Origin of the sequence: Bradyrhizobium sp. RDI18, assembly GCF_043203335.1 — a bacterium.
Classification (GTDB): domain Bacteria; phylum Pseudomonadota; class Alphaproteobacteria; order Rhizobiales; family Xanthobacteraceae; genus Bradyrhizobium; species Bradyrhizobium retamae.
In genome coordinates this window covers 1353467-1376833 of the sequence record NZ_JBICRN010000008.1, presented here as the reverse complement: position 1 = coordinate 1376833, position 23367 = coordinate 1353467, and the positions used below count along the sequence as shown (strand labels likewise).

Here is a 23367-nt window from a genome sequence, read left to right as displayed (position 1 = left end):
GCGTCAAACGTCGAACAGGAAGTCGTGCTTCGTGAGTTCATGAGGCCGCACGTCGGTCAGTTCGATCCGGTCGTCGCCGACTTGAACCACCGTGTTCCCGTGGCTGCCCGAGATCCTCACGTCGCGAAAGTCCAGACGGCCGGCATTCTCAAACACCAGCATGTCGACGCCCGGATCGAAGTCGGTGATCTCAGCTTTGGTGGATCCGAAATCAAACACGAAGCGGTCCGCGCCGTCATTCCCCGTCATCGTCTGCTTGCCGGTTCCGGCGAACAGATAATCGCCCTGCGGACCGCCGATCAGCGTGTCGTTGCCATCGGAGCCGATAACGATCTGGCGGGCTTCGGGGTCCTCGGACTCCACGCCGCCGGCAAGGCCGGTGTGGCGCGCATAGGTGACGAAGACATCGTCCTGGATATGCTTGGTGTCGGTATTGCGCAGAATGATATCAGCCAGCGTCGTGCCTTTGATCTCGGACAACGTCTTGGAATCGAATCCCTGATTCTCGAACCAGAACCGGTCACCGTCGCGCAACGCCTCGAACTGCATCGTAATGATGGCCTGAAAGGTTTCGCCGACAAGCGCGCCAGCGACATGATTTTCCGACAAGCCGCCGGTCCACAGGCCGACGTTGTTGACATTGCCGTAAGCCGCTTTCAGTCCGGCCAGCGTCTCCGGGTCGCTCGTGATCTGGCTGAAATCCGTGTAGGGCTCGAGGCCGAGTGCCTCACGGGTCTGGTTGAGCGTGCCGAGGCCAAGGTCGCGCGCGCGCTGGATGTTGATCGCGGCGAGATCGAGAGACACCGGTGGATCGAAAAGGAAGTTACGCAGGTCGTCGACGATACGCGCGTCGAGCGCCTGTGACGGATCGGCGGCCAGGTGGCGCAATTGTCCATCGGCGCCGCCATCGTCAATGAAGTTTGCCGCCGCCTGGAAAAATACATCCTTCAGGTCTTCCTCGGAGCCGGCGATGACTTCGCCGTTTTCCGCAAGGCCTTCGGTTTCGCCCGATACGATCGAATGCCCGAAGCGAAACGCCGCGGCGACGAATTCCAGCGTCAGGTGGGGATCGACGTTGGGGTCATAGCCATCGTAGGGCGTCAGCGCATTCTTGCCGAGGAGGTTGGGCAGGAATTCCGAATAGGTGATGTTGGCGATTTCCGCCGTCACGATAGCGCGCGCGTGATTGTAGAGTTGGTCGCCGCTCCAGTTCGGATGCTCGGCGTGCAGTCTGTCAACCCAGTAGTTGTGTTCGCGCACGAACAGCGTGTGCAGTGCGGTGAGCGCCGGATTTTCTGCGGCGCGAACGTCGCCGGCCACGACCATGCCGTTGTCGATCGGCAGATTGTTGCCCTGCGACGTTATCATGTGACCGTCGGCGGTGCGCAGGCTGGCGGCAGTCGCGGCGCTCGATCCATAGACCATCGAGGCGTCCAGCCAGGCGGTATTGGAATTGAGCGCCATCGCTGGATTGGACGTGCCCGCACCGGTCGTGGGATCGATGATCGCGCGGGTGATCGGAATGATGGTGCCGGCGGGGAGCACGGGATCGCCCGCGGGGACCGCGACGCTGATATCGTTGACGCCATCCGTCCGGGTCAGCGTCATGTCATGATCGATGAATTGACCCCAGGCGTACATGAAAGCGGATACGCCTTCCGGGTTTGCAACGTCAGGGTCGCCCGCGCCGACCACAAGATTGCTGATGGTGCGGGGATTGTTGCCGCCAAGCGGAACGGAAATGCCGTCGGCAAAATGCGCTTCGCCGATACGCGCGAATTCAGTGCCGGCAGCGTTGAGGGTGGAATCCGATTGATTGTTCTGCGAACCGTCGAAGCTGCGGTACTCGAGTTTTACCGGCTTCGGATCCGGGTAGCACGGCGAGCCGTGGGGGCCATGTGGGCCATGGTGCTCACCCGGGCCATGCGAGCCGTGCGGTCGGTGCGGCACATGAAAATGGCCGAGAAAATCGCCGAAGTGAAAATCATCGTTTCTGTCTTGGTGTGCTTCCCAAGTCCGCCTGAACTGACGCATACGGATGCTCCCTCAGTTGCAATTGCGAATTAGTTGCAATTGGGTCACGAATGAGAGGCATTTGCAATAAGGAAATGCGGGCCGCCCGCAGCCGCGCGCTTCCCGACAACTGACAGGAGAGAAAGGACTCCAGAAAAAGACCCGCCGCGAATGGCCGTGCTGCTGATCGACCATGACGTCGGCGGTATCATTTTCGTGATCACCAGATGCAGTTGCAAGTGAGTTGCAATAAGAACGAAGATCGGCCATCTTGTTGGAATGGACGCGCGCACGCCCGATTTGGGCCCGGAAGCCAAGGGTTTGCTGATGGCCGATACGACCGCCTCCGGTTGGCGCGCTGACGCCGCCGCCGACGCCCGGCGGAGCTTGCCCGAGGTCAATTCCACGATCCTGGTGCCCTTTGGCGGGCATTGGTCGCGCCGGCTGCTGGCCTTCCTTGGCCCCGGCTATCTGGTTTCAGTCGGTTACATGGACCCCGGCAACTGGGCCACCGACCTCGCGGGCGGGTCGAAGTTCGGCTACACGCTGCTCGCGGTCATCCTGCTGTCGAACCTGATGGCGATCCTGTTGCAGGCGCTGGCCGCGCGGCTCGGCATCGTCACCGACCGCGACCTGGCGCAGGCCTGCCGCGCCAGCTTCTCGCGGCCCGTGAACTTCCTGCTCTGGGTGGTCTGCGAAGCGGCAATCATTGCCTGCGATCTTGCCGAGGTGATCGGCACCGCGATCGCGCTCAACCTGCTGTTCGGCATTCCCCTGATCTGGGGCGCTCTGATCACGGCGCTCGACGCCTTCCTGCTGCTCCTCCTGATGAACAAGGGTTTTCGCTTCCTCGAAGCCTTCGTCATCTCGCTTTTGATCGTGATCGCAATTTGCTTCACCATCCAGATTGCGGCTGCCGCGCCGCCGATCGCAGCGGTGCTGAAGGGCTTTACGCCGTCGCCCGAGATCGTCACCAACCCGGAGATGCTCTACATCGCCATCGGCATCATCGGCGCCACCGTGATGCCGCATAATCTCTATCTGCACTCCTCGATCGTGCAGACCCGCGCCTATGAGCGCAACGACAAGGGCCGCCGCGAGGCGATCAGATGGGCGACCACGGATTCGACCATCGCCTTGATGCTGGCGCTGTTCATCAACGCCGCGATCCTGATCGTCGCCGCCTCCACCTTCCACGCCACCGGCCGCACCGAGGTCGCTGAGATCGGTCAGGCGTACGAACTGCTGTCGCCGCTGCTCGGACTCGGCATTGCCTCGACCCTGTTTGCAGTGGCGCTGCTCGCCTCCGGCCTGAACTCGACCGTCACCGCAACGCTGGCCGGCCAGATCGTGATGGAAGGCTTTTGAACCTGCGGCTGCCGAACTGGGCGCGGCGGCTCGTCACCCGCGGCATCGCCATCGTTCCGGTCGTGATCGTCACCGCGCTCTATGGCGAGCGCGGCACCGGCCAGCTCCTCGTGTTCAGCCAGGTCGTGCTGTCCATGCAATTGCCGTTCGCGGTGATCCCGCTGGTGAAGTTCGTTTCCGACCGCCGCAAGATGGGCAAGTTCGTCATCCCGCGCGCAGTCGCTGTCGTGGCGTGGATCGTCGCCGGAATCATCGTGGCGCTGAACGTGAAGCTGTTGTTCGAGGCGTTTTTCGGCTGAGGCGCGAATAGCGAGCAGGGAATAGGGAAGCGATATTCCATTCGCTACTCACTATTCGCTCGTTTCAATCCTGCGGCTCGGACAGCATTTCGCCCGTCGCCTCCACCCGCAGCCAGCCTGACGGCGCCAGTCGCTGCTGCGGCAGGAAGCGGCCCTTGTAGTCCATCTTCTTGGAGCCCTCGATCCAATAGCCGAGATAGACGTAAGGCAGCCCGAGCCGGCGCGCGCGGGTGATGTGGTCGAGGATCATGAAGGTGCCGAGCGAGCGGCTGTGCTGCGACGGCTCGAAAAACGAGTACACCATCGATAGCCCGTCGCTGAGCACATCCGTCAGCGCCACCGCGACCAGCTCCTCGCCGCGGCCGGTGATACCGGTGTCGACGCCGCGCTTGCGGTATTCGATGATGCGGGTCTCGACATGGCTGTCTTCCACCATCATCGCGTAGTCGAGTACGGTCATGTCGGCCATGCCACCGTGGCGGTGGCGCCTGTCGAGGTAGGCGCGGAACACGGAGTATTGCTCCGACGTCGGCACCGCGCTGCGCTGTTCGCCGACCACGTCGGCGTTGCGCGCCAAGACCTTCTTGAAGTTGCGCGAGGGGCGGAATTCGTTGGCGATGACGCGCACGGAGACGCAGGCCCGGCACTGGTCGCAGGCCGGGCGGTAAGCGATCGACTGGCTGCGGCGGAAACCGCCATGGGTCAGGAGGTCGTTGAGGTCGCCGGCCTTGTCGCCGACCAGATGCGTGAACACCTTGCGCTCGTGCCGGCCCGGCAGATAGGGGCAGGGCGAGGGCGCCGTCAGGTAGAATTGCGGGGGTATCACGCGAGTGTTGGGTCACGTCGGGTCGTCACGCCTCCGAAACAAATCAACCATAGCGCTTTCCAACGCAGTAAACACCGGTTCCCGTTAAGAAAACGCATCGGAACGAAAAAGCGCCGGCCCGGCCCCCGATTTCATCTTGGGCCCGACCGGCTCTAACATCGCGCCCCGAAGGCGGACGGTCAAATAGTTTGCTGCTCGCTCAATAGCTGCTGCGTGCCGAAGGAACCACCTGGGTACGAACCGAACTGTTGATGATCACGGTTCCCAGGATGATGTCGTGCAGCAGCCGGCGGCGGCTGTTGAACAGGCCGACCAGCAGCACCAGCGGCGTCAGGAATGAGATCGAGACCCAGTACAGCACGGCGTGGCAGGCACCGAGCACGAAATAGCCCGGCTCGCCGTACCAGGTGCGCAGCTCCAGATCCATCGCGCGCATGCCGAGCGTCGCCGAATGCGGGCCGCCGATCGAAGTCCCGTAATAGACGATCGCCCACACGATGGTGGCAGGCCACGCCAGCCAGAACAGCATCCAGCCGAGCCCCAGCGTGATCAAGCCGAACACGGCAATGAAGATGTAGCCGAGGATGACGGGCACCGACAGCACGACGAGGTCGATCAGGAACGCAAATACCCGCCGTGTCAGCACGCCGCGAAACAGTTCCGGCTGCGAATAGGGGTCGAACGCATGCGGCGGCACGCCACCGTCATTCCGCCAGCCGCCAGCATTTTGAGCGCCGCCGCCAGTATTGCCAGAGCCGCTATAAGACATGGTCCGTCCTCCAGGCCGATATTCCCTGACGACACATGGGAACCGGCCGCGCGCTCGCCAAGGGCCTGCGACCATTAACAGCGCGCAATGTTGTCGGGTGGCTTGGGGACAATGATTACGTCGTCCCTGCGAACGCAGGGACCCACAACCACAGCCGTACATGACAGCAAAGGCAATCAGCCCCATCATCCTATCGATAGGCCGCAGCGTATGGGTCCCTGCGTTCGCAGGGACGACGGGGGCTTAGCGCTCCGCCTTCAACTTCTCCGCGGCCTTCGGCGCAAAGTAGGTCAAGATCCCGTCCGCGCCGGCGCGCTTGAAGCCGAGCAGGCTTTCCATCATCGCGCGGTCGCCGTCGATCCAGCCATTGGCCGCGGCTCCGGCGATCATCGCGTATTCGCCGGATACCTGGTAGACAAGGGTCGGCATCGCAAACGTGTCTTTCACGCGCCGCACGATGTCGAGATAGGGCATGCCGGGCTTCACCATCACCATGTCGGCGCCTTCGGCGATGTCGAGCTCGACCTCACGCAGGGCTTCGTCGGAATTGGCGCTGTCCATCTGGTAAGTGCGCTTGTCGCCGGTCAGCGTTTTGGCGGAGCCGATGGCGTCGCGGAACGGGCCGTAGAAGGCGGAGGCGTATTTCGCCGCATAGGACATGATCTGCACGTCGAGAAATCCTGCCTCGTCCAGCGCCGCGCGAATCGCGCCGACGCGGCCGTCCATCATGTCTGATGGCGCGATGACGTCGCAGCCGGCTTCCGCCTGCACCAGCGCCTGTTTCACCAGCACCGCCACCGTCTCGTCGTTCAGTATCCTGCCGTCCTCGATCAGCCCGTCATGGCCGTGGCTGGTGAAGGGATCGAGCGCGACGTCGCACAGCACGCCGATCTCGGGGAATTCCTTCTTGATCGCGCGCACCGACTGGCAGACCAGATTGTTCGGGTTCAGCGCCTCGGAGCCGTGCTCGTCGCGGAGCGACGGCTCGGTATAGGGAAACAGCGCGATGCAGGGGATGTTCAGTTTTGCCGCGCGCTCGGCGTCGCGCACCGCCTGATCGACGGTGAGGCGGTCGACGCCGGGCATCGAGGCCACCGGCGTGCGCGTGTTGTGGCCGTCGACCACGAACATCGGCCAGATCAAATCGTCCGTGGTCAGCACGTTTTCGCGCACCAGCCGCCGCGCCCATTCCGCCTTGCGGTTGCGGCGGGGACGGATGGCAAGGTCGAGCGGGGTGGAGGCGAGGGCGGTCTGCCGCGGCGGCGCGTCGCGCATTTCGATCGGACGCCCGAACTTGATCGCCATGTGAACGGTACTCCTTGAGGCGGAGGGAAGGTTTTGATTTGTTCCAATTCTAGCACCTTGCCGCTGCCCCGTCACCGAGCCTTGATCTATCTCATCAGCAATTGATTTTACCGTCCCGCCGGGCCAAGACATCAGGCCATGAGGAGATTCCAGCACGCATTGCGCCCCGGTTGCGAGGTCAGCCCCGAGATCAGCTTCCGGGTCGGCTTCCATGTCTGACGTTTCGGCGCGCGATCAGGGGCGGGACAATGCCAGGGACAATGCGATGTCCATGGCGGCGATGTCGTCGGAGCGGATCGAGCCCGACGACAATGTGGACGCGTCGGCTGGTGCTGTTCCTGCGCATCATGGCGGTCGTGTCGATCATGAAGGGCCTGTACCACTGGGCGCAGGTCACGGGCTTCATCGGCGGCGAGGAAGAGGCGTTCGAAAACCAGTCGATGGCCTGGCAGACCGCGACCGTCTATTTCGCCGTCATCGAACTCGTCGGCGCCGTCGGCCTGTGGCTCGCGACGCCTTGGGGCGCCGTGGTGTGGCTCACCACGGTGGTGTCGATGGCGGTGATCGAGCTGATGTTTCCAGGCATCTACGGCGGCAGCCTGACGGTGGTCGGGCTGGAAGCCGTGATGCTGGCCGCCTATCTCGCGCTCGCCTGGATGGCCGCGCGCGAGCGCCCGCCGTAGGGGGCTTGCGCTGATGCGCTCCCTCTCACCGCGAAGAGCGGGGCGAGGGAGCAGCGCGGCAGCATCCTTCAACTCTGTCAGTTTTCCGCCATAATCCATCCGCGTGCAGAATCCGCGACGCGATCCCGTACAATTTTCAAAAAGTTTTCCTGTAACGATTTGGTCACCGTTAAGGGCCGTAAAGGGTTCCACCACACATCTTACGCGAGCGTTTCGATTTCAGACGCACCTGTTTCCGAATGCGACAAGGCTTGCAGACGAAGCGTGAACAGGGGGCTTCCAGCGTCAATGAAATGTTGCAAAAAGCCTTGATCCATGGGGCTTAATCCACAATTCACTCTGTTAAATTCATGATCTCTTTATTGTCTTATTTAAGCGGATCTTCAAACCGCCCCCTTAAGTTGAAGCTATCAGGCGAGACAGAAGTTTCGTCGAAATAAGTCGAAAAACGACGACAGGGGAAGTGTCATGATCAAAGCCGTTGCAACGGCGGTGGAAACCGCTGAACGCTCTGCCGGTCAAACTCCGGTGCAGCCGCTCTATCTGGAAGCGTTGACTTTGGTCGAGCGGCTGCACCGCCGGCTGCTCGACGTCATCAAGGACGAATTCGATCGCCGCGGCCGTGCCGACATCAATTCGGTGCAGGCATTGCTGCTCTATAACATCGGCGACAAGGAGCTGACCGCGGGCGAGCTGCGTACGCGCGGCTATTACCTCGGCTCCAACGTCTCCTATAACCTCAAGAAGCTCGTCGAGCTCGGCTTCCTCGATCATCAGCGCTCGCGCGTCGATCGTCGCTCGGTCCGCATTCGCCTCACCGCGCAGGGCCAGGAAATCCGCAAGATCGTCGATGCGCTCTACCAGAAGCACGTCAAGACGGTGGAGCAGGTCGGCGGCATCTCGAATGAAGAGTTCGCTACGCTGAACAAGTCGCTGCACCGCCTCGAGCGGTTCTGGACCGACCAGATCCTGTATCGGCTCTGAGAATTCGCAAGCGCCAAGCCGGCCACCTAGAAGACCGGCCGCCAACAAGCGGACAAATGAACTGGCACGGCAGTAAGCCTGCCCAAAAAGCGCATCGGCGCCGGTCTTCCGGCTCCGGTGCGCTTTGTTTTTGAGAGAAAATCCTCCGCATTTCCGGGCGGCTATCGCTGTTTCCTAAAGAGAAATTGCGATTTCCTGTATTGGAACCATCTTGTTCTCGCGATGGAACCATCTTCGCGCCTGCGAATTATCGGCCCGGCCACAAAAACAGGTGAGGGCATGCTGGTCGAGCGCGGAATTCAGGTCATGAATTTTGAGGTGGTGGGCGATGCTTACGCGATCGCCTCAAACTACCTTCGCAAGAGCGGCGCCATTGCCGATACCCTGGTTACCGACGAGCGATTGCTCGCAATCATCGTGAAGATGTTCCGGCGCGGCGAATTCAACACGCTCAGGCTCGCCAATAGGGCGATCGCCACGTTCGAAGCACGCGCATTGGCCTGACGGTCACCCGCTCACGCAACTCAGGAGAATCCATGGAAGCCGCGATCGAACGGATCATGCAGACCTATGACCTGCTTCTGAACTGCAGCGCCGCTGCCAGCGACGAGGCGCGCGCCAAGGTCACGGCCTACCTCACCACGCTGGTCGAGGCGGGCGAGAAGGATCCGCACCGGCTGACGGTGTGCGGGCTCACCTATCTACGCCAGCTCGATGGCAGCAACGATCCAGTGAAGGCGGGGTATACGGGATTGTAACGAAAGACGCCTTGCCGCCGCGGCTTGACGCGAGCGCAGACCCGGCGCCTCCGAAGCAAGGCTTGCTGCCTCGCGCGCGCCGCCATAGATTTGCGTCTTTGATCGACGGAGGCTCGCCATGACCTCACTCACGCGTCGTTTGTTTCTGTCGCTGGCGGCTGGCCTTGTGCCGGCTTCCGCCATCGCACATCACGGCTGGGGCGGCTACGATACGTCGAAATCGTTCACCGTCACCGGCAAGATCCTGAAATCGACCTTCGAGAATCCGCATTGCGGGATCGAGATGGAGGTCGACGGCAAGCACTGGCACTTCGTCCTGGCGCCGCCGTCGCGCATGCAGGCGCGTGGCGCAACGCGCGAGCTGATCGCGCCCGGCAAGACCTGCACCGTGTTCGGCTATCCGCACACCAGCAAGCCGGACGAGGCGCGGATCGAATATATCGTGCTCGACGGCAAGCGTATCGAGTTGCGGTAGGGCAGTGGAACACGAGCCGGCCGCATCGATATTCCTGGCCCTGCAGGAAAGTGCGCTTGGTCATGTGATGCGCTCTTCGCCGGCGCTTTATCCTGCGGTCGAGATTCTGCACATCATCGGCTTCGTCATCCTGGTCGGATCGATCCTGGCGCTCGACTTGAGGCTGCTGGGGCTCGGGCGTGCGATTGCCATTCAACCGATGGCGCAATTGCTGTTGCCGGTGTCGCGTGCAGGCTTTCTACTCGCGATCAGCATGGGCTTTTTGCTGTTCAGCGCCGATGCTTCGCATGTCGTGAAAAATCCCGCGTTCCAGATCAAGCTGCTTCTGATCGGTGCGGCGCTGATCAACATCGTGATCGCGCATGCCGTTCCATGGCGCTATGTTGAACGCTGGGGCGACAAGGCGTCCGGCGCAGCCAAGGTGACTGCACTGCTATCGATCCTGCTGTGGCTCGGCGTTATCTGCGCGGGACGCCTGATTGCGTATTTTTAGCAAGGCCGGTTTGCCATGTCCTGCCTTCGGCTTTCCTGCATTCGTCTTGCCATCTTAGCGCTCCTCGTCGGTTTGTTCAGTTCGGCGGAGATCGCCACCGCCGACGAAGCCGCCAATGCCTGGAAGGCGTTGCGCGCCGGGGGGCACGTCGCGCTGATGCGGCATACCGATGCGCCGGGGGGCTTCGGCGATCCGCCCGGTTTCCGCGTTGAAGATTGTGCCACCCAGCGCAACCTGAGCGCCAAGGGGCGGGCGGACGCCGAGAAAATCGGTGCGCGGCTCAAGCGGGAAGGGATTGCGTTTGAAACGATCCTGAGCTCGCCGTGGTGCCGATGCATCGACACCGCCAAATTGCTGAACTTGGGGCCGGTCGAGACCGTTGCGACATTCGGTAATGTCGTGGTGCTGCGCGATCAACGAGAGACGCTAACGGCGGGCGCCCGTGAGCGCATCGCCAAATGGGCGTCGCGCGGAAACCTCCTCATTGTGACGCACGGCGCGAATATTTCGGCGCTCACCGGCGTCTCGCCGGCCAGCGGCGAAATCGTCGTCGTCAAAGGCGGAAGCGATCGCGCTGAGCCTGCCGGCCGCCTGGTTCTCGATTGAGCCAATTCGAATTACCGTGCGTCCGCCCGCGCGTCCTTTGTGCGATAGCGGTTCCAGTTGGCGATCACGCCTTCGTATCGCATCGGTTTCGTTGCCGTTGCAGTGCGAGCGTTTTCGGCTTCTGTTTCGTTGGCGGCATTCGGGAAAATCACAAAAATCCCAGAAGACCGCCGACCATCGTACCGTAGATCAGGAAGGCCGTTATCAGCCAGCGTCGCGAATTGGCCTGACGCTCTTTCGGTGGGAGTGAGCTTTCCATGTTGGAAATCCATCCGTCAGCCCCGGACGGTTATAAGCTCAGTCGAAACGGCGGCATGTGATCCGGTTCACGCTGTGCCCGGCAAAGCTCTCGCGCTGCCCAACAGGCAAATCAGCTAGATGTTGTGTCCAGCCGGTCCCGCAAAAATTATCCGCTTTCGTCGTAGACCAAATCAGTCACATATACCGTGCGTCTCACCCAATTGAGGGGCGGGTCGCGATCGTCACGAACGTGCGGTGAGATGCGATGGACGCGGAATGCGCAAGACGTAGGCGCAGGAAGCGTACGGCGAAGTCGTGTGGTTCTGGCGCCGCGGTGCTGGCGTTAAGCCCTTAAGAAGCGAAGCTTCTCGAGGGCGACGGAGGCAAAAGAGCCGTTCTCCGGGAAGAGCACGAAGTAAGCCGTAAAGCCATTGCGCAGGGAAGGCCGGGATGCTCCCGCTGTACCTGTATGCTCGTGTGCGCTTTTGCTATGCGCAATTGCACACGAGACCGCGGGTGCGGCGCGCACCCGGTCTTCCCTGCGCCCTCTATCTGAGAGGGCGGGAAGTTGAGGGCAAACCTCGGGCGCAATGCGTCGCGAGATCGCGAAGTCGTGTTCAACTGTCGTCGTCCGCGAAGGCGGACGATCCAGTATTCCAGAGACGCCAGTGATAGAACCGAGAAGCCGCGGCGTACTGGATCCCGACTTCGCGGGGATGACAGTCGAGTATCGCATCGCGATCTCCACGTCATTGCGAGCGCAGCGAAGCAATCCATTGCCACCCTGCGCGCAGAGCGAAGGATTGCTTTCGCTGCGCTCGCAATGACAGTCGCAAGTGAACCGCCACGCTCTAACAAGACTAGAGGAAGCCCCATGCTCACGGTTCATCATCTCAACGACTCCCGCTCGCAGCGAATTTTGTGGCTGCTGGAGGAGCTCGACACGCCCTATGAGCTGAAGCGTTATCAGCGCAACGCCGAGACGCGGCTGGCGCCGCCGGAGTTGAAAGAGGTTCATCCACTCGGCAAATCACCCGTCATCACTGACGGCGAGATGACCATCGCCGAATCCGGCGCCGTCGTCGATTACATCATCCGCCGCTACGGCCAGGGAAAAGACAAGCCCGCGATGATGCCGGCGCCCGATGGCGCGGACTACGAGGCCTACAACGAGTGGCTGCACTATTCCGAAGGCTCGGCGATGTTGCCGTTGATGCTGAACCTCTATGTCGGCCGGCTGAAGGAGGCAGGTGCGCCGCTGCATCCGCGCATCGACAACGAACTGGCGAACCACCTCGGCTATATCGACCGCGCGCTGAACGGGCGGGAGTTCTTCGTCGGGGCGTCGCTGACCGGCGCCGACATCCAGATGAGTTTTGTCGGCGAGCTGGCAAAAGTGTTCGACAAGCTCGGGCCATATCGGAACCTGGCCGCCTGGCTGGAGCGCATGCACGCCCGTCCGGCGTTCCAGCGCTCGGTCGCCAAGGGCGGGCCATACCGGTTTGCGTGAGAGCTCGTGTCCCGGGGGCGGCGCAGCATGAGCGGAGCGAATGGTACCCTGCAGACCCGGGACCTCGCTTTCCGGCGCGTCTGGGCGGAACTTGGGTCCCGGCCCTGCGGTGCACCGCCAAGAGGCGCTGCACCGCGTCCGGGACACGGGGGCGCCCTTCATTCCCACCATATCTTGCATAAATACCAGCCCTGTACCGCAAGTGCTTGGCCAATTCCGGCCGATGTGGTATCTCGCAGGCGTTTCTTTCGACCGCCACACCAGACCCGCCCGCTTCGCCCCTAAGGGCCTGCGGCGGTGGAGATATTTCGCCCAATGACCTCCTCGCCCACCAGCGCCAAGACCGCCTCCGCGCCCGACTCGTTCTTCACGGCCACGCTCGCCGAGGCCGACCCGGAAATCGCTGCCGCGATCAAGGGCGAACTCGGCCGTCAGCGGCATGAGATCGAGCTGATCGCTTCGGAAAACATCGTCAGCCGGGCCGTGCTGGAAGCGCAGGGTTCGGTGATGACCAACAAGTACGCGGAAGGCTATCCGGGCGCGCGTTATTATGGCGGCTGCGAATGGGTCGACGTCGCCGAGACGCTGGCGATCGAGCGCGCCAAGAAGCTGTTCGGCGCAGGGTTCGCCAATGTGCAGCCGAACTCCGGCAGCCAGATGAACCAGGCGGCGTTTCTGGCGCTGATGCAGCCCGGCGACACGTTCATGGGCCTCGACCTCGCTGCCGGCGGCCATCTCACCCACGGCTCGCCGGTCAACATGTCCGGCAAGTGGTTCAAGGCCTCGCACTACACGGTGCGGCGCGACGACCAGATCATCGACATGGACGAGGTGGCCAAGCAGGCCGAGCAAGTCCGCCCCAAGCTGATCATCGCCGGCGGCTCCGCCTATTCGCGCGCGTGGGACTTCAAGCGCTTCCGCGAGATCGCTGACAGCGTCGGCGCCTATCTCCTCGTCGACATGGCGCATTTCGCCGGCCTCGTCGCTGGCGGCGTCCATGCCTCGCCGGTGCCGCATGCCCACGTCACGACGACGACGACGCATAAATCGCTGCGCGGCCGCGCGGCGGCCTGATCCTGTGCAACGACGAAGCGATCGCCAAGAAGCTGAATTCGGCGATCTTCCCGGGCCTGCAGGGCGGTCCGCTGATGCATGTCATCGCCGCCAAGGCGGTGGCGTTCGCAGAGGCGCTGCGTCCGGACTTCAAGGTCTACGCCAAGAACGTGGTCGAGAACGCCAAGGCGCTGGCGGAAACGCTGCGCGGCCACGGCCTCGACATCGTCTCCGGCGGTACCGACAACCATCTGATGCTGGTCGACCTGCGGCCGAAGGGGTTGAAGGGCAACGTCTCGGAGAAGGCGCTGGTGCGCGCCGCCATCACCTGCAATAAAAACGGCATTCCCTTCGATCCCGAAAAGCCGTTCGTCACGTCCGGCCTGCGTCTCGGCACGCCGGCAGCGACCACGCGCGGGTTCGGCGTTGCCGAATTCAAGCAGGTCGGCGGCATGATCGCCGAGGTGCTCAATGCGCTGGCGCAGTCGGAAGACGGCAAGGCGCCGCTGGTGGAAGCCGCGATCAAGGAACGCGTGAAGGCGCTCACCGACCGCTTCCCGATCTATCAGTAAAGGTCCCCTGGATGCGCTGCCCGAGCTGCAACAGTCTCGATACACAGGTGAAGGATTCGCGGCCGACCGAGGATTCGGCCGTGATCCGGCGGCGGCGGGTATGCATCGCCTGCAATTTCCGCTTCACCACCTTTGAGCGGGTGCAGTTGCGCGAACTGACGGTCATCAAGCGCAACGGGCGCCGGGTGCCGTTCGACCGCGACAAGCTGGTCCGCTCGCTGCAGATCAGTCTGCGCAAGCGCCCGGTCGACCCTGAGCGGGTCGAGAAGATGGTTTCGGCGATCGTGCGCGAACTCGAGAGCGGCGGCGAGGCGGAGGTTTCCTCGGAAGCGATCGGCGAGATCGTGATGGAGCATCTGCGCCAGCTCGACGACGTCGCCTATGTGCGCTTCGCCTCCGTCTATCGCAATTTCCGCGAGGCCAAGGATTTTGAGACCGTGCTCGGCGAGCTCTCGGGCGAGGACGAAGCGCGGATCGCCACGTTGCGCAAATGATCTTCCGCATCCTGGAAGACCAGTACGGACAGAAGATCAGCGAGTCCAAAGCGGCTGATCAGCGCTTCATGCAGCTTGCGCTGTCGCTCGGCCGGCGCGGGCTGGGGCGCACCTGGTCCAACCCGGCCGTCGGGGCAGTCGTCGTGAAGGATGGCGTCATCATCGGGCGCGGCTGGACGCAACCGGGCGGGCGACCGCATGCCGAGCCGGAAGCCTTAAGGCGTGCCGGCGAGGCGGCGCGGGGCGCGACGCTGTATGTGACGCTGGAGCCCTGTTCGCACTTCGGCAAGTCGCCGCCTTGCGTCGACGCCGTGATCGCCTCCGGCATTGCGCGCGTGGTGTCGGCGATCGAGGATCCCAATCCGGAGGTGGCCGGGCAGGGACATGCAAAACTCCGCGCGGCCGGGATATCAGTCGATGTCGGGCTCGGTGCTCAGGAAGCCGCGCGCGATCACGCCGGGCATTTCCGCCGCGTCCGCGACAAGCGCCCGCATGTGATCCTGAAACTCGCCGTCTCCGCTGACGACAAGATCGCTGCCTCCGGCCACAAGCCCGTTGCGATTACGGGCGAGGCCGCGAGAACGCGGGTACATCTGTTGCGCGCGCAATGCGACGCCATCCTGGTTGGCATCGGCACCGTGCTGGCGGACGATCCGCTGCTGACCTGCCGCCTGCCCGGCATGGAAGCACGGTCGCCGGTGCGGGTGGTGCTGGATCGCGCGCTGCGCATTCCTGGCACAAGTAAGCCGGTTCAGTCCGCGCGGCAGACGCCGCTCTGGGTGATGACCTCAGATTTTGCCGAGGCGCCGGCCGCCGTGAAACTCGGTGCGGCCGGCGCGCAGGTGATACGCGTTGCGGCTACCGCGCAGCCGCCGTGGCTGGATCTATCGGCGGTGCTTCACGCGCTGTCCGACAAGGGCATCACAAGGCTGATGGTCGAAGGCGGATCGCGGGTGGCGTCGTCCTTCGTCGCGAGCGGCTTGGTCGATGAAATCTGGCTGTTGCGCGGTCCTGATAAAGTCGGCGCTGACGGCATTCCCGCGCTGGACGCATTGCCGCTGTCGGCAATCACCGGGTCGCCCGCGTTCAGCGTACGTGCTAGCGAAGCGCTCGGCAAAGACACCCTGACTATTTACGAGCGCGCTTAATGTTCACCGGAATTGTCACCGACATCGGAGAAATCGTCGCCTTGACGCCAACGGCGCAGGGGCAGTTGCATCGCATGCGGATCGCCTGCCGCTACGACCAGAAGACCATCACCGACGGGGCCTCGATTGCCTGCAACGGCGTCTGCCTGACGGTAGTCGCTTCCGGCGTCGAAGGCGGCAAGACCTGGTTCGACGTCGATGCCGCCGCGGAAACGCTCGGCATGACCACGGCCAAGCATTGGGCCAAGGGAACAAAGCTCAATCTCGAGCGTGCGCTGAAGATCGGCGACGAACTCGGCGGTCATATCGTCGCCGGCCATGCCGACGGCATCGCCACCATCGTCAGGCGCGACGATCTGCCCGATATGGCGCGGTTCGAACTGCGCACCACGCGAGAGCTGGCGCGTTTCATCGCGGCCAAAGGTTCGGTGACGCTGGATGGCGTGTCGCTGACCGTGAATACGGTCGAGGATGTCGCATTTTCGGTGTTGATCATCCCGCACACGCTCAGCGTCACCACGCTTGGCGGCTGGGCAGCAGGCAGCGAGGTCAATATCGAGGTCGACCTGATGGCCCGCTACGCGGCGCGGCTCTCGGAAATGAAGTGACAGGGTAACAGAGCGCGACTAAAACCGCGCGGATGTTGACAATTTACACCGCTGCAAATTGCCAACACGTGGAGATGGATTGAACAATGGCAGACGCACGGCGCGCACCGCTGAAAGACCAGACCGACATCACAGGCGCGCGCGCGCTCATCGTGGAGGCGCGGTTTTATGACGACATCCAGGATGCGCTGCTGGAAGGTGCCGTCGCCGAGCTGAAGGCCGCCGGCGTGACGCACGACGTCATCACCGTGCCCGGCGCGCTGGAGATTCCGGCTGCCATTGCCATCGCGCTCGATGCCGCCGACCGGAACGGCAAGCCCTATGACGCGGCGATTGCGCTCGGCTGTGTGGTGCGCGGCGACACCATCCATTTCGAGATCGTCTCGATCGAATCCTCCCGCGCCCTGATGGACCTTGCGGTCGCGCGAAAGGTGCCGCTCGGCAACGGCATCATTACCGTTAATACCGAGGCGCAGGCCTGGGCGAGGGCGCGCGCCAGCGAGTTGAACAAGGGCGGCGACGCCGCGCGCGCGGCGCTGGCGATGCTGCGGATCAAACGCCGGCTGGCAAAGGCCTGACGATGGCAGAGAAGAAGCCCGCCAAGACTCCCGACAAGAAAGCCAACCGCCGTGGCGCGGCGCGGCTCGCCGCCGTGCAGGCGCTGTACCAGATGGACATCGCAGGCGCCGGAATCAATGATATTTTCGCCGAGTTTGAAAGCCACTGGCTCGGCAACGAGGTCGAGGGCGAGAGATACCTGCCGGCGGAAGCCGCGTTCTTCCGCGACGTGGTGTCGGGCGTGGTCCGCGATCAGGCGAGGCTCGATCCTCTGATCGACGACGCGCTGCAGAAGGGTTGGCCCTTGAAGCGGATCGACGCGATCTTGCGCGCGGTGCTGCGCGCTGGCTCCTACGAGCTCGAGCATCGCAAGGACGTGCCGGGCCGCGTGGTCGTCTCAGAATATGTCGATGTCGCGCATGCCTTCGTCGAAAAGGACGAGACCGGCATGGTCAACGCCGTGCTCGACCAGATCGCGCGCCAGTTCCGCGCCGACGAGTTCACGCGTGGCTAGCGGCAAACCAGTGTCCGGCGAGGACCGGCTGATCGCGCGCTATTTCCGGCCGCTTGCGACTGATCCCGGTGCCTTCCGTCTCGACGACGACGCTGCGGCGCTGAAGCCGTCCGGCGATGACCTCGTGGTGACGACGGATGCGATCGTTGAGGGCGTGCATTTCCTGCCCGATGATCCGCCCGATGCGGTCGCACGCAAGGCGCTGCGGGTGAACCTCAGCGATCTCGCCGCGAAGGGCGCGACGCCGGCCGGCTTTGTGCTGACGCTGGCCCTTCGCAGCGTGGATGAGGGCTGGCTACAACCGTTCGCGGCGGCGCTGGGCGAGGACATCAAGCAGTTCGCATGTCCGCTGCTCGGCGGCGATACGGTGTCGACGCCGGGGCCGCTGATGGTTTCGGTGACTGCATTCGGCCGCGTGCCGCCGGGCAAAGTGGTCCATCGCAGCGGCGCCAAACCCGGCGAGCGCGTGATGGTCACGGGCACGATCGGAGACGCCGGGCTGGGGCTGGCTATCCTCCGCGGCGGGAAGATGCATGCCGCCGCCGATACAGCCGCGCGGGAGATGCTGGTCGGGCGCTATCGCGTCCCGCAGCCGCGCGTGGCGATGGCCGAGATCGTTCGCGAATACGCCAGTGCTTCGATGGATGTCTCGGATGGGTTGGCCGGCGACCTGACAAAGCTCTGCGGCGCGTCGGGCGTGTCCGCCGTGGTCGATCTGGCGCAGATGCCGTTGTCCGGCGCAGCGCGGGGTTTGGTGTCGCGCGGCATTGTCGGACTGGAGACATTGATCGCTGGTGGCGACGATTACGAAATCCTCTGCACGATCACCGAAGAGCGTGTTGAAGCATTCGAAGCTGCCGCGCAGCGCGCAGGGGTTGCGCTTAGTTCCATTGGAACGATCGTCGCGGGGAGTTCAGTTCCGAAGTTCGTCGACAAAGAGGGCAAGGAAATCGCGCTGGAACGGCTATCCTACAGCCATTTCTGAAGGCGTCGCATCATGCCGTCGGCTTTATTTCCTTCCGGCCATTGCAATTTCGCTGAAAACCTATAGGTTGTAGCGCATTCGATTACCGCCGTGCCTTTTTGAACGCGCCCCACGGGGCTTCTTTCCAGAGACATCGTCGAGATTGGATTTGGATCCGTGCGATCGCCGCGCGGAATGAAAAGCCTATGTGCTTTGGAGAAGAGAAAATGGCTACGGGAACAGTGAAGTGGTTCAACGGTCAAAAGGGTTTCGGTTTCATTGAGCCGAGCGATGGCAGCAAGGATGTGTTCGTGCACATCTCCGCCGTCGAGCGCGCCGGCCTTGGCGGGCTGGCCGAAGGTCAGAAGGTTCAGTTCGAACTCAAGACCGACAAGATGCGGGGCAAGGTAAGCGCGGAAAACCTGTCGCTGGTCTAAGGCCTCGAAACGGTCGTTTCACGGATGTACTGGAATGGCTCGTGAGCCCGCTCGATCCCTCCCGGGGTTGAGCGGGCTCTTGTATTTTGGCCGGGCCGAATACCCGTTGCCCCCGGGCTCCAGTTGGCTGGACGGATTCCGGGTGACTCCTTTCAAAAATCGACGGTTTTCGCCCTCCGTGACATTGCGCCGGAGGGACGATTTTGGCATGGTCCCGCCCGATTTGAGGCCGCCCTTCTGGGCAGGGAAGGCCTCCTTTTTATGCGTCCGCCGCTACCCGCGGTGACGGCGCGGGGGTGGAACGAACAAAAAACTGAGGCAAATTCAATGACAGCATTGTGGGTGATTGTGCTCTGCGGAGCGCTTTCGATTGTCTACGCCATCTGGGCCACGTCTTCCGTTCTGAAATCGGACGCCGGCAATCCGCGCATGCAGGAAATCGCGGCGGCTGTCGCCGAAGGCGCGCAGGCCTATCTGCGCCGCCAATACATGACGATCGCCATGGTCGGCGTCGTGATCTTCGCGCTGCTGGCCTACTTCCTCGGCATGTTGGTTGCGATCGGCTTCCTGGTCGGCGCGGTGCTGTCGGGCGCTGCCGGCTTCATCGGCATGAACGTCTCGGTTCGCGCCAATGTGCGCACCGCGCAGGCGGCGACCACTTCGCTGGCCGGCGGGCTCGAACTGGCCTTCAAGGCGGGTGCGATCACCGGCCTTCTGGTGGCCGGTCTCGCGTTGCTCGGCGTTACCATCTACTTCGCCTATCTCACCCAGTTCATGGGGCTGAAGGCCAACGATCGCGTCGTCGTCGACGCGCTGGTAGCGCTCGGCTTCGGCGCCTCGCTGATCTCGATCTTCGCCCGTCTCGGCGGCGGCATCTTCACCAAGGGTGCTGACGTCGGTGGCGACCTCGTCGGCAAGGTCGAAGCCGGCATTCCCGAGGACGATCCGCGCAACCCGGCGACCATCGCCGACAACGTCGGCGACAACGTCGGCGACTGCGCCGGCATGGCGGCCGACCTGTTCGAGACCTATGCGGTGACCGCGGTCGCCACCATGGTGCTGGCCGCGATCTTCTTCGCGACCTCGCCGCTGCTGGTGCCGATGATGACCCTGCCGCTCGCCATCGGCGGCGTCTGCATCATCACCTCGATCATCGGTACCTTCTTCGTCAAGCTCGGCGCCAGCCAGTCCATCATGGGCGCGCTGTACAAGGGCCTGATCGCGACCGGCGTCCTGTCGCTGCTCGGCGTTGCGGCCGTCATCCACTGGCTGATCGGCTTCGGCGAACTGGCGGGCGTGAAGTACACCGGCATGGCGCTATTCCAGTGCGGCATCGTCGGCCTCGCCGTCACCGGCCTGATCATCTGGATCACCGAATACTACACCGGTACCGATTATCGCCCGGTGAAGTCGATCGCCTCGTCCTCGGTCACGGGCCATGGCACCAACGTGATCCAGGGTCTGGCAATCTCGATGGAAGCGACCGCGATGCCCGCCATCGTCATCATCGCCGGCATTCTCATCACCTACAGCCTTGCCGGCCTGTTCGGCATCGCGATTGCGACCACCACGATGCTGGCGCTGGCCGGCATGATCGTGGCGCTCGACGCCTTCGGTCCGGTTACCGACAACGCCGGCGGCATTGCCGAAATGGCGGGCCTTCCGAAGGAGGTCCGCAAGTCGACCGACGCGCTGGATGCGGTCGGCAACACCACCAAGGCGGTCACCAAGGGCTACGCGATCGGCTCGGCCGGTCTCGGCGCGCTGGTGCTGTTCGCAGCCTACAATGAGGACCTCAAGTTCTTCATCGCCAATTCTGCGAAGCATCCGTACTTCCAGGGTGTGCTGCCCGACTTCTCGCTCAACAATCCCTACGTGGTGGTCGGTTTGCTGTTCGGTGGCCTGCTGCCGTATCTGTTCGGCGCGATGGGCATGACCGCGGTCGGTCGCGCTGCCGGCGCGATCGTCGAGGAAGTGCGGCGCCAGTTCCGCGAAAAGCCCGGCATCATGCAGGGCACCGACAAGCCGGACTACGGCAAGGCGGTCGACCTGCTGACCAAGGCTGCGATCAAGGAAATGATCATTCCGTCGCTGCTCCCGGTGCTGTCGCCGATCTTCGTCTACTTCGCGATCTACGCGATCGCGGGCGGCGGCGCGGCCGGCAAGTCGGCGGCGTTCTCCGCCGTCGGCGCCATGCTGCTCGGCGTGATCGTGACCGGCCTGTTCGTCGCGATCTCGATGACCTCAGGCGGCGGCGCCTGGGACAACGCCAAGAAGTACATCGAGGATGGCCATTTCGGCGGCAAGGGCTCGGACGCCCACAAGGCCGCTGTGACCGGTGACACCGTCGGCGATCCCTACAAGGATACGGCGGGTCCCGCGGTCAACCCGATGATCAAGATCACCAACATCGTGGCGCTGCTGCTGCTGGCGATCCTGGCGCACTGAGCCGGCGAGGCTGATCAAAACGAAAACCCCGCGGTGCGAGCCGCGGGGTTTTTCATGCCCGAGCCCGATCGAGCATCTGCGATATCTGCTCGTCCCATTCTGGATGCAGTTCCTTTAGCGGCGCGAGGAAATGACTCTGAGGCTCTCCCAACTCGTTCATGCGGCTTGCGCATTGGCGTGCTGCGTCCATGTTGCCAAGCGCGATATGGCAGCATGTGAGCGTTTCAAACGTCGGACGGAACGTCGGCCGAATAGCGAGCGCTTTGTTGGCGGTCGCAAGTGCGCGCTCGGCGTCTCCGGCGAGTAGCTGAGCATGGGCAAGCAGATTGTACCAAGCGAGGTTCTGCGGATCGTTCGGATTTAGCGCCAAGCCATGTTCAAGCGGCTCGATTGCCTCCCGTGCCAGTCCAGCGAACAGGCGGGCCAAGCCGAGAACCAGATGCCCCAACGCGAAGCTTGAGCTCAATGCGATCGCTTTTTCGGCTGCCGATACGGCTACGCGCGGTGCATTGTTGTAAGCATTCGCGATAGCGAAGGCATAGTGTGCGTAGGGGTCTCTCGGATCGAGGGTTATCGCATGCGCTGCGGCATCCGCACCCTCCTTGCTGTCCGCGTCGGGAGCGTCGCTCCAGCCGTAAGCAACTATCCCGGCGCTGACGCGCCCAAGCCAGATGTGTGATTCGGACAGATCCGGATCGATCGCGCAGGCGCGTCGGAATAGCGTCCGCGCTGCCAGATGGCCCTCGCGGGTGACCTTGTGGAAATGCCACATTCCCTGACGCACGAGGTCCCAGGCGGTCATGTTGCCGGTATGCCGCATCGCCGCAAGATGGGATTCGGTTTTGAGAAGCTCGGGCTCGATCGCACCCGCCACCCGCTCGGCGATCTCGTCCTGGATCGCAAAGACATCGGCCATCTCGAGATCGTAGCGCTCTGCCCATACGTTGCTACCATCGCTCGCGTCGACGAATTGCGCCGCAATGCGCAGCCGCAGCGCGGACTGGCGAACGCTTCCCTGCAGTACGTAACGCGCGCCAAGCTCGCGAGCGGCTTGCAGCGCGTCCATCTGTTTGCCCTTGAAGGTAAAGGCAGAACTTCGCCCGATGACTCGGAACCAGCGAAACCGGGACAGCGTCGTGATAATATCTTCGGTCAGCCCATCGGCGAGATACTCCTTGTCAGCTTCGCCAATGATACCGAAAGGCAGAACCGCGATAGAGGGGCGCGACTGTGTATTTTCGGTATGCTCCGGTGTGACGGTCGCTGCCCTGGAAGCGATCGGCCCGGCGAACCGGTAGCCGACACGCGGAATGGTGGTGATCCATTCAGCGCCGTCATGGGCGGTGCCGAGAAGCTTGCGTAGCGCCGCGATCTGGACAGAGAGTTGCTTTCCTCCACGGTCAGGCCGGGCCAGGCGACGTCCATCAGGCTTGCTTTGTCGAGGATTCTACCGGGTGACTCCAGGAAAGCCCGTAGCAGCAAGAGGCCCTTTTGGCCGACCGCGATGGGCCGGCCGTCCCGCGAGAGCATTCCGCGATCCAGATCAAGCATGAACGGGCCAAACGTGACGTGCTCATGGGGCATGCGGCGAGCTTACCGAGCTTTGGAAGAATTTGGAACTTTTCGGACCAATCTTTGAGACTCCGGCCCTCCTGACAAGTGATCCTGCGCATGTTGGGCAAAGCAACCCGAACCGGAGAGATGACATGAGCAACATGATCGTACGGGAACGGCACGGCGTGGACTCGGGAGCTGGCGGGAAGGGGTTCGTCGTGAAGGGAAGTGCCGGCTACCGCGCCGAGCAGGGTTCTGACTATCAGCCGGGGATCAGCGCGGAGACTGTCGGCTCGAAAATGATCTGGCTCGGCATCATTACGCTGCCGGCCGGCCGACGCACCAAAGCCCACGTCCACGAGCATCACGAGACGGCGCTCTACATGATGAGCGGGGACGAGCTGGAGATCTGGACCGGCGACCAGCTACAGCACTGTGAAAAGGTGCACCCTGGTGACTACGTCTACATTCCCGCGGGCGTCCTGCACGTTGCGGTCAATCGCGCCGCCACGCCGTCGGTTTTCGTGGGATCGCGCAGCGAGGCGACTGCGCGGGAGAGCGTGGTGATGCGGCCGGAGATGGACGAGCGGGTGCCGTGAGTGGCTGCTGGCGATCCTGGCGCGCACTGAGCGGCGGGAAGCGATCAAAAAACCCCGCGGTGCGAGCCGCGGGGTTTTGATTTGATGAG

At 63.0% G+C, this 23367-nt stretch carries 20 protein-coding genes and 4 pseudogenes; 19 read left to right on the top strand and 5 right to left on the bottom strand.

Annotation, left to right across the window (positions count from 1 at the left end; genetic code table 11):
- Positions 1-3 precede the first annotated feature (3 nt).
- Positions 4-2034: a peroxidase family protein gene (locus ACFXS9_RS15490; RefSeq protein WP_392690079.1), complete on the bottom strand. Its 2031-nt coding sequence runs from the start codon at positions 2032-2034 to the stop codon at positions 4-6.
- Positions 2035-2292: 258 nt separating this feature from the next.
- On the opposite strand from ACFXS9_RS15490, the pseudogene ACFXS9_RS15485 reads away from it, so the two are divergent.
- Positions 2293-3680, top strand: a pseudogene (locus ACFXS9_RS15485) (Nramp family divalent metal transporter).
- Positions 3681-3744: 64 nt separating this feature from the next.
- Here ACFXS9_RS15485 and ACFXS9_RS15480 read toward each other — a convergent pair.
- The 3 genes and pseudogenes from ACFXS9_RS15480 to hemB all read right to left on the bottom strand — a co-directional run bounded on the left by ACFXS9_RS15480 (position 3745) and on the right by hemB (position 6580).
- A pseudogene (locus ACFXS9_RS15480) lies at positions 3745-4522 on the bottom strand (arginyltransferase).
- A gap of 183 nt (positions 4523-4705) precedes the next feature.
- Positions 4706-5275, bottom strand: coding sequence for an RDD family protein (locus tag ACFXS9_RS15475; protein ID WP_392690077.1), 570 nt, complete (start codon positions 5273-5275; stop codon positions 4706-4708).
- Positions 5276-5518: 243 nt separating this feature from the next.
- The gene (gene hemB / locus ACFXS9_RS15470; RefSeq protein ID WP_392690075.1) at positions 5519-6580 is read right to left on the bottom strand and encodes a porphobilinogen synthase; all 1062 of its coding nucleotides are present in this window, start codon (positions 6578-6580) and stop codon (positions 5519-5521) included.
- 211 nt (positions 6581-6791) lie between these two features.
- Between hemB and ACFXS9_RS15465 the strand changes: the two are divergent.
- The 17 genes and pseudogenes from ACFXS9_RS15465 to ACFXS9_RS15385 all read left to right on the top strand — a co-directional run bounded on the left by ACFXS9_RS15465 (position 6792) and on the right by ACFXS9_RS15385 (position 21125).
- Positions 6792-7263 (top strand): annotated as a pseudogene (locus ACFXS9_RS15465) (DUF6163 family protein).
- Between the two features lie 468 nt (positions 7264-7731).
- Positions 7732-8247, top strand: coding sequence for a transcriptional regulator LdtR (ldtR, locus tag ACFXS9_RS15460; RefSeq protein ID WP_028345688.1), 516 nt, complete (start codon positions 7732-7734; stop codon positions 8245-8247).
- A gap of 279 nt (positions 8248-8526) precedes the next feature.
- Positions 8527-8751: a hypothetical protein gene (locus ACFXS9_RS15455; protein ID WP_392690072.1), complete on the top strand. Its 225-nt coding sequence runs from the start codon at positions 8527-8529 to the stop codon at positions 8749-8751.
- Positions 8752-8783: 32 nt separating this feature from the next.
- Positions 8784-9005: a hypothetical protein gene (locus ACFXS9_RS15450; protein ID WP_065729053.1), complete on the top strand. Its 222-nt coding sequence runs from the start codon at positions 8784-8786 to the stop codon at positions 9003-9005.
- A gap of 118 nt (positions 9006-9123) precedes the next feature.
- The gene (locus ACFXS9_RS15445) at positions 9124-9480 is read left to right on the top strand and encodes a DUF6152 family protein (RefSeq protein WP_065747060.1); all 357 of its coding nucleotides are present in this window, start codon (positions 9124-9126) and stop codon (positions 9478-9480) included.
- 4 nt (positions 9481-9484) lie between these two features.
- Positions 9485-9973 carry a hypothetical protein gene (locus ACFXS9_RS15440; RefSeq protein WP_392690070.1) on the top strand — a complete coding sequence of 163 codons (489 nt, stop codon included), beginning with the start codon at positions 9485-9487 and terminating at the stop codon, positions 9971-9973.
- 15 nt (positions 9974-9988) lie between these two features.
- The gene (locus ACFXS9_RS15435) at positions 9989-10579 is read left to right on the top strand and encodes a histidine phosphatase family protein (RefSeq protein WP_392690068.1); all 591 of its coding nucleotides are present in this window, start codon (positions 9989-9991) and stop codon (positions 10577-10579) included.
- Between the two features lie 1114 nt (positions 10580-11693).
- A complete protein-coding gene (locus tag ACFXS9_RS15430) occupies positions 11694-12329 on the top strand; it encodes a glutathione S-transferase family protein (RefSeq protein ID WP_392690066.1) in 636 nt (211 codons plus the stop codon).
- Positions 12330-12644: 315 nt separating this feature from the next.
- A pseudogene (gene glyA / locus ACFXS9_RS15425) lies at positions 12645-13954 on the top strand (serine hydroxymethyltransferase).
- 11 nt (positions 13955-13965) lie between these two features.
- Positions 13966-14448, top strand: a complete 483-nt coding sequence (gene nrdR / locus ACFXS9_RS15420; RefSeq protein ID WP_028345697.1) for a transcriptional regulator NrdR — start codon at positions 13966-13968, stop codon at positions 14446-14448.
- Positions 14445-15596 carry a bifunctional diaminohydroxyphosphoribosylaminopyrimidine deaminase/5-amino-6-(5-phosphoribosylamino)uracil reductase RibD gene (gene ribD, locus ACFXS9_RS15415; protein ID WP_392690064.1) on the top strand — a complete coding sequence of 384 codons (1152 nt, stop codon included), beginning with the start codon at positions 14445-14447 and terminating at the stop codon, positions 15594-15596. Before nrdR ends, ribD begins: the two co-directional genes overlap by 4 nt.
- Positions 15596-16204 carry a riboflavin synthase gene (locus ACFXS9_RS15410; protein WP_392690062.1) on the top strand — a complete coding sequence of 203 codons (609 nt, stop codon included), beginning with the start codon at positions 15596-15598 and terminating at the stop codon, positions 16202-16204. The genes ribD and ACFXS9_RS15410 overlap by 1 nt, the downstream gene beginning before the upstream one ends.
- 86 nt (positions 16205-16290) lie before the next feature.
- Positions 16291-16782 (top strand): 6,7-dimethyl-8-ribityllumazine synthase, encoded by a 492-nt coding sequence (gene ribH, locus ACFXS9_RS15405; protein ID WP_213255539.1) that lies wholly within the window; start codon positions 16291-16293, stop codon positions 16780-16782.
- A gap of 2 nt (positions 16783-16784) precedes the next feature.
- Entirely contained in the window at positions 16785-17276 is a 492-nt protein-coding gene (gene nusB / locus ACFXS9_RS15400) for a transcription antitermination factor NusB (RefSeq protein WP_392690060.1), read from the top strand.
- The gene (gene thiL, locus ACFXS9_RS15395; protein WP_392690058.1) at positions 17269-18261 is read left to right on the top strand and encodes a thiamine-phosphate kinase; all 993 of its coding nucleotides are present in this window, start codon (positions 17269-17271) and stop codon (positions 18259-18261) included. Before nusB ends, thiL begins: the two co-directional genes overlap by 8 nt.
- 206 nt (positions 18262-18467) lie before the next feature.
- A complete protein-coding gene (locus tag ACFXS9_RS15390; RefSeq protein ID WP_028345703.1) occupies positions 18468-18677 on the top strand; it encodes a cold-shock protein in 210 nt (69 codons plus the stop codon).
- Between the two features lie 327 nt (positions 18678-19004).
- Positions 19005-21125 carry a sodium-translocating pyrophosphatase gene (locus ACFXS9_RS15385; protein ID WP_392690056.1) on the top strand — a complete coding sequence of 707 codons (2121 nt, stop codon included), beginning with the start codon at positions 19005-19007 and terminating at the stop codon, positions 21123-21125.
- Between the two features lie 52 nt (positions 21126-21177).
- On the opposite strand, the gene ACFXS9_RS15380 is transcribed toward ACFXS9_RS15385, so the two are convergent.
- Positions 21178-22191 carry a hypothetical protein gene (locus ACFXS9_RS15380; protein ID WP_392690054.1) on the bottom strand — a complete coding sequence of 338 codons (1014 nt, stop codon included), beginning with the start codon at positions 22189-22191 and terminating at the stop codon, positions 21178-21180.
- Between the two features lie 649 nt (positions 22192-22840).
- Between ACFXS9_RS15380 and ACFXS9_RS15375 the strand changes: the two genes are divergently transcribed.
- Positions 22841-23278: a cupin domain-containing protein gene (locus ACFXS9_RS15375; protein WP_392699802.1), complete on the top strand. Its 438-nt coding sequence runs from the start codon at positions 22841-22843 to the stop codon at positions 23276-23278.
- The last annotated feature ends 89 nt before the right edge of the window (positions 23279-23367 follow it).